General features: G+C 73.1%; 7 protein-coding genes. 1 reads left to right on the top strand and 6 read right to left on the bottom strand.

All coding sequences use genetic code 11. The features are described 5' to 3' along the window. Nucleotides 1-492 precede the first annotated feature (492 nt). The 3 genes from ACGF3I_RS32640 to ACGF3I_RS32630 form a co-directional block, all read right to left on the bottom strand. Complete coding sequence (locus ACGF3I_RS32640; RefSeq protein WP_393138462.1) at nt 493-837, bottom strand: cytidine deaminase; 345 nt, start codon at nt 835-837, stop codon at nt 493-495. A gap of 127 nt (nt 838-964) precedes the next feature. Then, on the bottom strand, nt 965-1,681 hold the full coding sequence (locus ACGF3I_RS32635) for a hypothetical protein (protein WP_393138460.1): 717 nt from the start codon (nt 1,679-1,681) through the stop codon (nt 965-967). 254 nt (nt 1,682-1,935) lie between these two features. Next, nucleotides 1,936-2,757, bottom strand: coding sequence for a helix-turn-helix transcriptional regulator (locus ACGF3I_RS32630; protein WP_393138468.1), 822 nt, complete (start codon nt 2,755-2,757; stop codon nt 1,936-1,938). 139 nt (nt 2,758-2,896) lie between these two features. On the opposite strand from ACGF3I_RS32630, the gene ACGF3I_RS32625 reads away from it, so the two are divergent. Next, nucleotides 2,897-4,348, top strand: a complete 1,452-nt coding sequence (locus ACGF3I_RS32625; RefSeq protein ID WP_393138458.1) for an MFS transporter — start codon at nt 2,897-2,899, stop codon at nt 4,346-4,348. 45 nt (nt 4,349-4,393) lie between these two features. Here ACGF3I_RS32625 and ACGF3I_RS32620 read toward each other — a convergent pair whose 3' ends face one another. Genes ACGF3I_RS32620 through ybeY form a run of 3 tightly spaced genes read right to left on the bottom strand, consistent with a single transcriptional unit; the run spans nt 4,394 to nt 6,545 of the window. Beyond that, on the bottom strand, nt 4,394-4,747 hold the full coding sequence (locus ACGF3I_RS32620; protein ID WP_393138456.1) for an MmcQ/YjbR family DNA-binding protein: 354 nt from the start codon (nt 4,745-4,747) through the stop codon (nt 4,394-4,396). After that, entirely contained in the window at nt 4,744-6,051 is a 1,308-nt protein-coding gene (locus tag ACGF3I_RS32615) for a hemolysin family protein (protein WP_393138454.1), read from the bottom strand. The genes ACGF3I_RS32620 and ACGF3I_RS32615 overlap by 4 nt, the downstream gene beginning before the upstream one ends. Then, complete coding sequence (ybeY, locus tag ACGF3I_RS32610) at nt 6,048-6,545, bottom strand: rRNA maturation RNase YbeY (protein ID WP_393138452.1); 498 nt, start codon at nt 6,543-6,545, stop codon at nt 6,048-6,050. Before ybeY ends, ACGF3I_RS32615 begins: the two co-directional genes overlap by 4 nt.

The following is a 6,545-nucleotide window of genomic DNA, read 5'->3' as shown; positions in this document are numbered from 1 at the left end:
GAAAGGGGTGCAGGGGACGAAGTCCCCGCGCGGGGGTGCAGGGGGCGCAGCCCCCGCGCGGGGGTGCAGGGGGCACAGCCCCCGCCGGGGGTGCAGGGGGCGCAGCCCCCGCGCGGGGGTGCAGGGGGCACAGCCCCCGCCGGGGGTGCAGGGGGCACAGCCCCCGCCGGGGTTCGAGGGGCGGAGCCCCTCAGGGGGGTCTGGGGCGCAGCCCCAGGGCCCGGCACCCTCCAACCCCCCGCACGGGCGGGTGGGTGGGCAACCCCCCCGGGGTGGGGGGGGGGGGGGGGGGCGCCGGGGGGGGGGGGGGGGCCGCCGCGGCGGGGGGGGGGGGCCCCGGCCCCCCCCGCCCCCCCCCCCCCCCCCCCCCCCCCCCCCCCCCCCCCCCCCCCGCCGGGCCCCCCCCCCCCCCCCCCCCGGGCCGGGCCCATCCACCCCCCGCACGGGCGGGCGGGTGGGCGAACCCCCTGAAAAGCTCGCCCCCCCACCAACTCACCCCGCAGACTTCACGACCCCCGCAGGGGACACCAGGAGGACCGGGGTCTCCGGCCCCCCGAGATCCCGCACCGCAGCAACGTCCTCCGGCGCCAGAACGTCCGCCCCGGTCACCACCGCCGCCCCCTCCAACGACACCGCCCCACTGGCCACCGCCATCGCCACCGCCGTCCGCAGCGCGGAGAGCTTGAGGGTGGGGAGCTCGACCGTCGCCGCCACGTACGTGCGCCCGGTCTCGTCGCGTACCGCCGCACCCTCGGCCACGCCGTTGCGGGCCCGGGCGCTGCGCGCGAGCGTGATGATCTTGCGGTCCTCGGGGTCGAGTTCGGTGCTCTGTGTCATGCCCCGAGCATAAGGAACGCGGCGCCCGACCCCGCCCAGGGGCTCAGGCCCGCCAGAACGTCGCAGACGCGGGCTCAGCCGGGCCCAGCCGCCGGCCCCGGCCGGGGTCGGCCGGGGTCGGCCGGGGTCAGCCCTTGACCGCCTGGTCCAGCTTCTTCGCGACCGTCGCCGTGACCGCCTTGAACTCCGCCGACGGCTCCCCACCCGGCGCCTTGGCCTTCGCCGAGAACGTGCTCAGCGCCGCGCCCTTGCGCACCACGTAGTTGTCGAAGGCCATCTTGACCGGGCCCATGTCGAAGACCAGCTGGTAGCCGTGGGACTCGTTGCCCGCCTTGTCCACGGTGAGCGCCTTGACGGTGGCGGGGTACTTCTCGCCGTCCGTCTCCACGCCGAAGGAGGCGCACCCGGCGAGGTCCGCGTCGAGGTTCTTGAGGTAGCCGGCGGCCTTGTCGCCGTCGAAGCCGAACACCTGCTGGCCGCCGTCCTCGAAGTTGACGGTCTGGCGGGCCGCGGCGCCCAGCGGGGCGGGCTCGCTCTGGATCAGGTCGAGGAACTTCTGGCACGCGGCCTTCTCGGCCTTCCCCATGCTGGGGCCGCCCTCGGGGTCCACCTTCCAGCTCGCCGGGACGTCCTGGGCCGTCAGAAGGGCCGCCTTCAACTGGGCCTCGGTGACGGCGCCGCCCGCGGCGGCGGGGGACGAGGGCGCGGCAGCGCTCTTGTCGGCGCCGGAGGCCTTGTCGCTCTTGCCGTCCGAGCCTCCGCACGCGGCGGCGAACAGCAGGGACGAGGCGGCCAGGGCCACGGCGGTGGCGCGTCTGGCGGAGCGGGAAACGGACATGGACATGCGTGATCCCCCCGGGGATGTGGGCGTGGGTGTGCGGGGCGCCCGACGGCGCCCGCATGCGGACTTTATGTGAAGATCACCCCGCACCGCCTCCGGGTATTCGCCCACCGGCCGAAAACCCGCCAGTCCCCCGCGCCGACCGGCCCCTCGGACCCGCCAGTCCCCCGCGCCGAACCACCCCTTTGGCCCCACCAGTCCCCCAAGCCGACCCGCCTCGGCCCCAGCAGACCTGCCGCCTCGGAGCCGCCCGCCCCCTACCCCGCGATCGGGTACATCGACCCCCGGCGGCCCTCCGGCGAGGTCAGCCACTCCAGTTTCTCGGCGGTGCCGGTGTCCGGCAGCGGGGTGTGCAGCACGATCACCAGGTCGGGGCGGGCGGGCACCCGCAGCTGGGTCGACTCCACGTACAGGGCGCCGACGAGCGGGTGCTCCATCTCCTTGCGCAGCTGCCCGCCGGGCTGGACGTCCCGCCGCTCCCACAGCTCCACGAACTCCGGGCTCAACTCCCTGGCCTGCTCGACCACCGCCCGGAACCCTTCGTCGTCGGGGTGTTCGGAACAGGCCGCCCGGAACTGGGCGACCACATGCCCGGCGATCTCCTCCCAACGCCGGGCGCGCTCACGGTAGATGGGGTCAGTGAAGAAGGCGATGAGGCAGTTCTGCACGATCTCGGGACGCATCCCGAGGACCAGCGCCGCCGACTCGTTGTACATGACCGTGTTCCAGTACGCGTCCATGATGTGCGCGGGGAACGGCATCCAGGCGTCGATGAGGCGCTGCAGCCCATGGCACATGTCGGCGTTGGCCGGATCGACTTCCAGGGCCGGGGGGTTGAGCCCGGCGAGCACGTACAGGTGACGGCGCTCCGCGCTGGTCAGCCGCAGCACCCGGCCCACCGCGTCCAGAACCTGCGGGGAGACCGTGATGTCGCGGCCCTGCTCCAGCCACTGGTACCAGGAGACCCCGACCCCGGCGAGCACCGCGACCTCCTCGCGGCGCAGTCCCGGGGTGCGGCGGCGGGCCCCTCCGTCGGGCAGTCCGGCCTGGGTGGGGGTGATCCGCGCACGCCTGCTCATCAGGAACTCGCGCAGTTCACTGCGCCGTTGTCGGTCCGTCGGTGTAGCCACGCGTTCCCCCTGTCGGCTGCCTGGTGGTGCCACCAACAGGATAAGTTCCCACTCTCCACGGCCGTTCCCGGGCCGCGAGGGTGGGGTCATGGCGATCGACACACCGACCACAGACACCGGCCCCACGACGGCGGCCCCCAGCCCGGCCCAGGCCCCCACCGCACCGCAGTCCCCCGCCGGCGTCCGGCTCGGCGGCCGGGCCAAGCTGGTCCTCTTCGTGCTCTGCGCCGCCCAGTTCATGGTGGCGCTCGACTTCTCCGTACTGAACGTGGCGCTGCCGACGCTCGGCGAGGACCTGGGCCTGAGCCGGTCCGCGCTCCAGTGGGCGGTGACCGCGTTCGCCCTGCCCTCCGGCGGCTTCCTGCTCCTGTTCGGCCGCATCGCCGACCTGTTCGGCCGCAAGAAGCTGTTCCTGACCGGCCTCGCCCTGTTCGGCGCGGCCTCGCTGCTGGCCACCCTCGCCTGGGACCCGGCGTCCTTCCTGACCGGACGCGCCCTGCAGGGCCTCGGCGCGGCCGTCATCGTGCCGACCGGCATGTCCCTGCTGACCACGACGTTCCCCGAGGGCCCGCTGCGCGACAAGGCGCTCGGCATCTCCGGCACCCTGCTCTCGCTGGGCTTCACCATCGGCATGGTGCTCGGCGGCGTGATGACCGACACGCTCGGCTGGCGTTCCACGATGGGCCTGCTGGTCGCGTTCGCGGTGGTCGTCCTGGCGCTCGCTCCGGGCCTGCTGCCCGAGTCCCGCACCCCGCTGCGCCCGCGTCTCGACGTGCCGGGCGCGGTGACCGTCACCGGTGGTCTGCTCGCGGTGATCTACGCCCTGTCGACGGCGGCCCGGCGCGGCTTCGGCGGCGTGGACGTCTGGGGCACCCTGCTCGTGGGCATCGCCCTGCTCGCCGCGTTCGTGGTCGTGGAGTCCCGGTCGCGGGAGCCGCTGGTCTCGCTGCCGATGCTGAGGCGCCGCACGGTGGCCTGGGGCAACCTGGGCGGTCTGGTCACCTTCTCGATGATGTCGACGGTCATCTTCGTCCTGACCCTCTACCTCCAGGAGACCCTGGGCCTCTCGTCCTTCGAGACGGGCCTGATCTTCGGCGTCCAGGGCCTGGCCTCGGCCGTCGCGGGCACCTTCGCGGCCAGGCTGATCGGCCGCTTCGGAGCCCGGCGGACGCTCGCCGCCTCGCTGCTGGGCCAGGGCGTGTTCATCGCGGCGCTGCTCGGCCTGGGCACGCACTCGGGCGCCCTGCTCGCGACCGTCGCCGTCTCGCTGGCCAGCATGTGCCACCTCGGCGCGATCATCTCGTACGGCGTGACCGTGACCAGCGGGGTGCCCGACGCGGAGCAGGGACTGGCGACCGGGCTCGTCACCACCACCCAGCAGGTCGGCCTGACCGTCGGCATCCCGCTGCTCGGCGTCCTCGCCACCACGCAGGGCTCGCTGTTCGACGGGGTGCGCACGGTCCTGGCGATCGACGCGCTGATCGTGGTCGCGGCCGCCGTCCTGGTCGGCCTCGGGCTGCGCGGGCGGGCGCGGGCCTGAGCGGCTCAGGCCGCTGCGCGGGCGGGCGGGCGCGGGCCCGAGCGCTCAGGTCCGGTCGAGCCGGAGCCGCTCGGCCTTCGGCAGACCGGCGACCACCAGGTCGTACGAGTCCTCGATGAGCTCCCGGACCAGCCGGTCCGGGAGCCCGGCCACGTGCACGGTGTTCCAGTGGCGCTTGTTCATGTGCCAGCCGGGCACGATCGCGGGGTGCTCCTCGCGGAGCCTGACCGCGTCGTCCGGGTCGCACTTGAGGTTGACGGTGAGCGGTTCGCCGTCGAGGGCGGTGAGCGCGAAGACCTTGCCGAGCACCTTGAAGACGGAGGTCTCCGGGTTGAACGGGAACTCCTCCGTCGCGGCGTTGAACTCCAGGCAGAACGCGCGCAGTTGCTTCGGGTTCATGCCGGCCCCTCTCCGTTCTCGTCGTCCTGCTCGTCCTTGACGGGCTCCACGAGCACGGTGACGATCTTGTTGCGGCGGCCGGCCGGGGACTCGGCGGTGAGCCGCAGCCGCCGTCCGTCGGGCAGTTCCACCAGCGCCGTGGCTCCGGCGATCGGCACCCGGCCGAGGGATTTGGCCAGGAGTCCGCCGACGGTCTCCACGTCCTCGTCGTCGTACTCGTCGAAGCCGAACAGCTCGCCCAGGTCGCCGATGTCGAGCCGGGCGGTGACCCGGAAGCAGCCGTCGGCCAGCTCGGTGACCGGGGGCAGTTCGCGGTCGTACTCGTCGGTGATCTCGCCGACGATCTCCTCCAGGATGTCCTCGATGGTGACGATGCCGGCGGTGCCGCCGTACTCGTCGATGACGACCGCGACGTGGCTGCGCTGCTGCTGCATCTCGCGCAGCAGGTCACCGGCGTTCTTGGTGTCGGGCACGAAGGCGGCGGGCCGCATGGCGGTGGAGACGAGGTCGGCCTCGGAGTCCCGGTTGATGTGCGTCTTGCGGACCAGGTCCTTGAGATAGACGATGCCGACGATGTCGTCCTCGTTCTCGCCGGTGACCGGGATGCGCGAGAAGCCGGAGCGCAGCGCGAGGGTGAGCGCCTGACGGATCGTCTTGTAGCGCTCGATGCAGACGAGGTCGGTGCGCGGCACCATGACCTCGCGCACCAGGGTGTCGCCGAGCTCGAAGACGGAGTGCACCATACGGCGTTCGTCGTCCTCGATGAGGGACTCCGCCTCGGCGAGGTCGACCATGGCGCGCAGCTCGGCCTCGGAGGCGAACGGTCCCTTGCGGAAGCCCTTTCCGGGGGTGAGCGCGTTGCCGAGCAGGATCAGGAGCTGCGGGATCGGGCCCATGATCCTGGCCAGCGGCAGCAGGACGTACGCGGCGGCCGTCGCGGTGTTCAGGGGGTGCTGGCGGCCGATGGTGCGCGGCGAGACGCCGACGGCGACGTACGACACGAGGACCATCACGGCGATGGCGACGAGCAGTGCCGTCCACGTCTCGCCGAACTCCTCCAGGCACACGTAGGTGACGAGGACCCCGGCGGCCATTTCGCAGGCGACCCGCACGAGCAGGGCGACGTTGAGGTAGCGCGTCGGGTCGGAGGCGATCTGGGCGAGCCGGTCGCTGCCGCGCCGGCCGGTGCGGACGGCCTCGGCGGCGCGGAAGGAGGAGATGCGGGCGAGACCGGCCTCGGCGCAGGCCGCGAGCCAGGCCACGACGACCAGCGCGACGGCGCCGGCGATGAGCTGCCCGGTCATGAGACGGTCGGCGCCGGGGAGGGACCGGTCAGGCCCTTCTCCGCTCGCCAGCCGTCCACGATGGCCGCCTGGAGGCCGAACATCTCGGCCTTCTCGTCCGGCTCCTCGTGGTCGTAGCCGAGCAGGTGCAGCACGCCGTGGACGGTCAGGAGCTGGAGCTCCTCGTCCATGGAGTGCCCCGTCTCGGCGTCCTCGCCCTGCTTCTTGGCGACCTCGGGGCACAGCACGATGTCACCGAGGAGCCCCTGCGGGGGCTCCTCGTCGTCCTTCGACGGCGGGCGCAGCTCGTCCATCGGGAAGGACATGACATCGGTGGGGCCGGGCAGGTCCATCCACTGGATGTGCAGCTGCTCCATGGCCTCGGCGTCCACGACGATCACCGACAGTTCGGAGAGCGGGTGGATCCGCATCCGCGTGAGGGCGTAGCGGGCGATGTCGAGGATCGCCTGCTCGTCGACCTCGGTTCCGGACTCGTTGTTGACGTCGATCGACAT

This window comes from Streptomyces sp. NPDC048111, from assembly GCF_043202815.1.
GTDB lineage: Bacteria > Actinomycetota > Actinomycetes > Streptomycetales > Streptomycetaceae > Streptomyces.
This window is presented reverse-complemented; position numbering and strand designations above follow the sequence as displayed.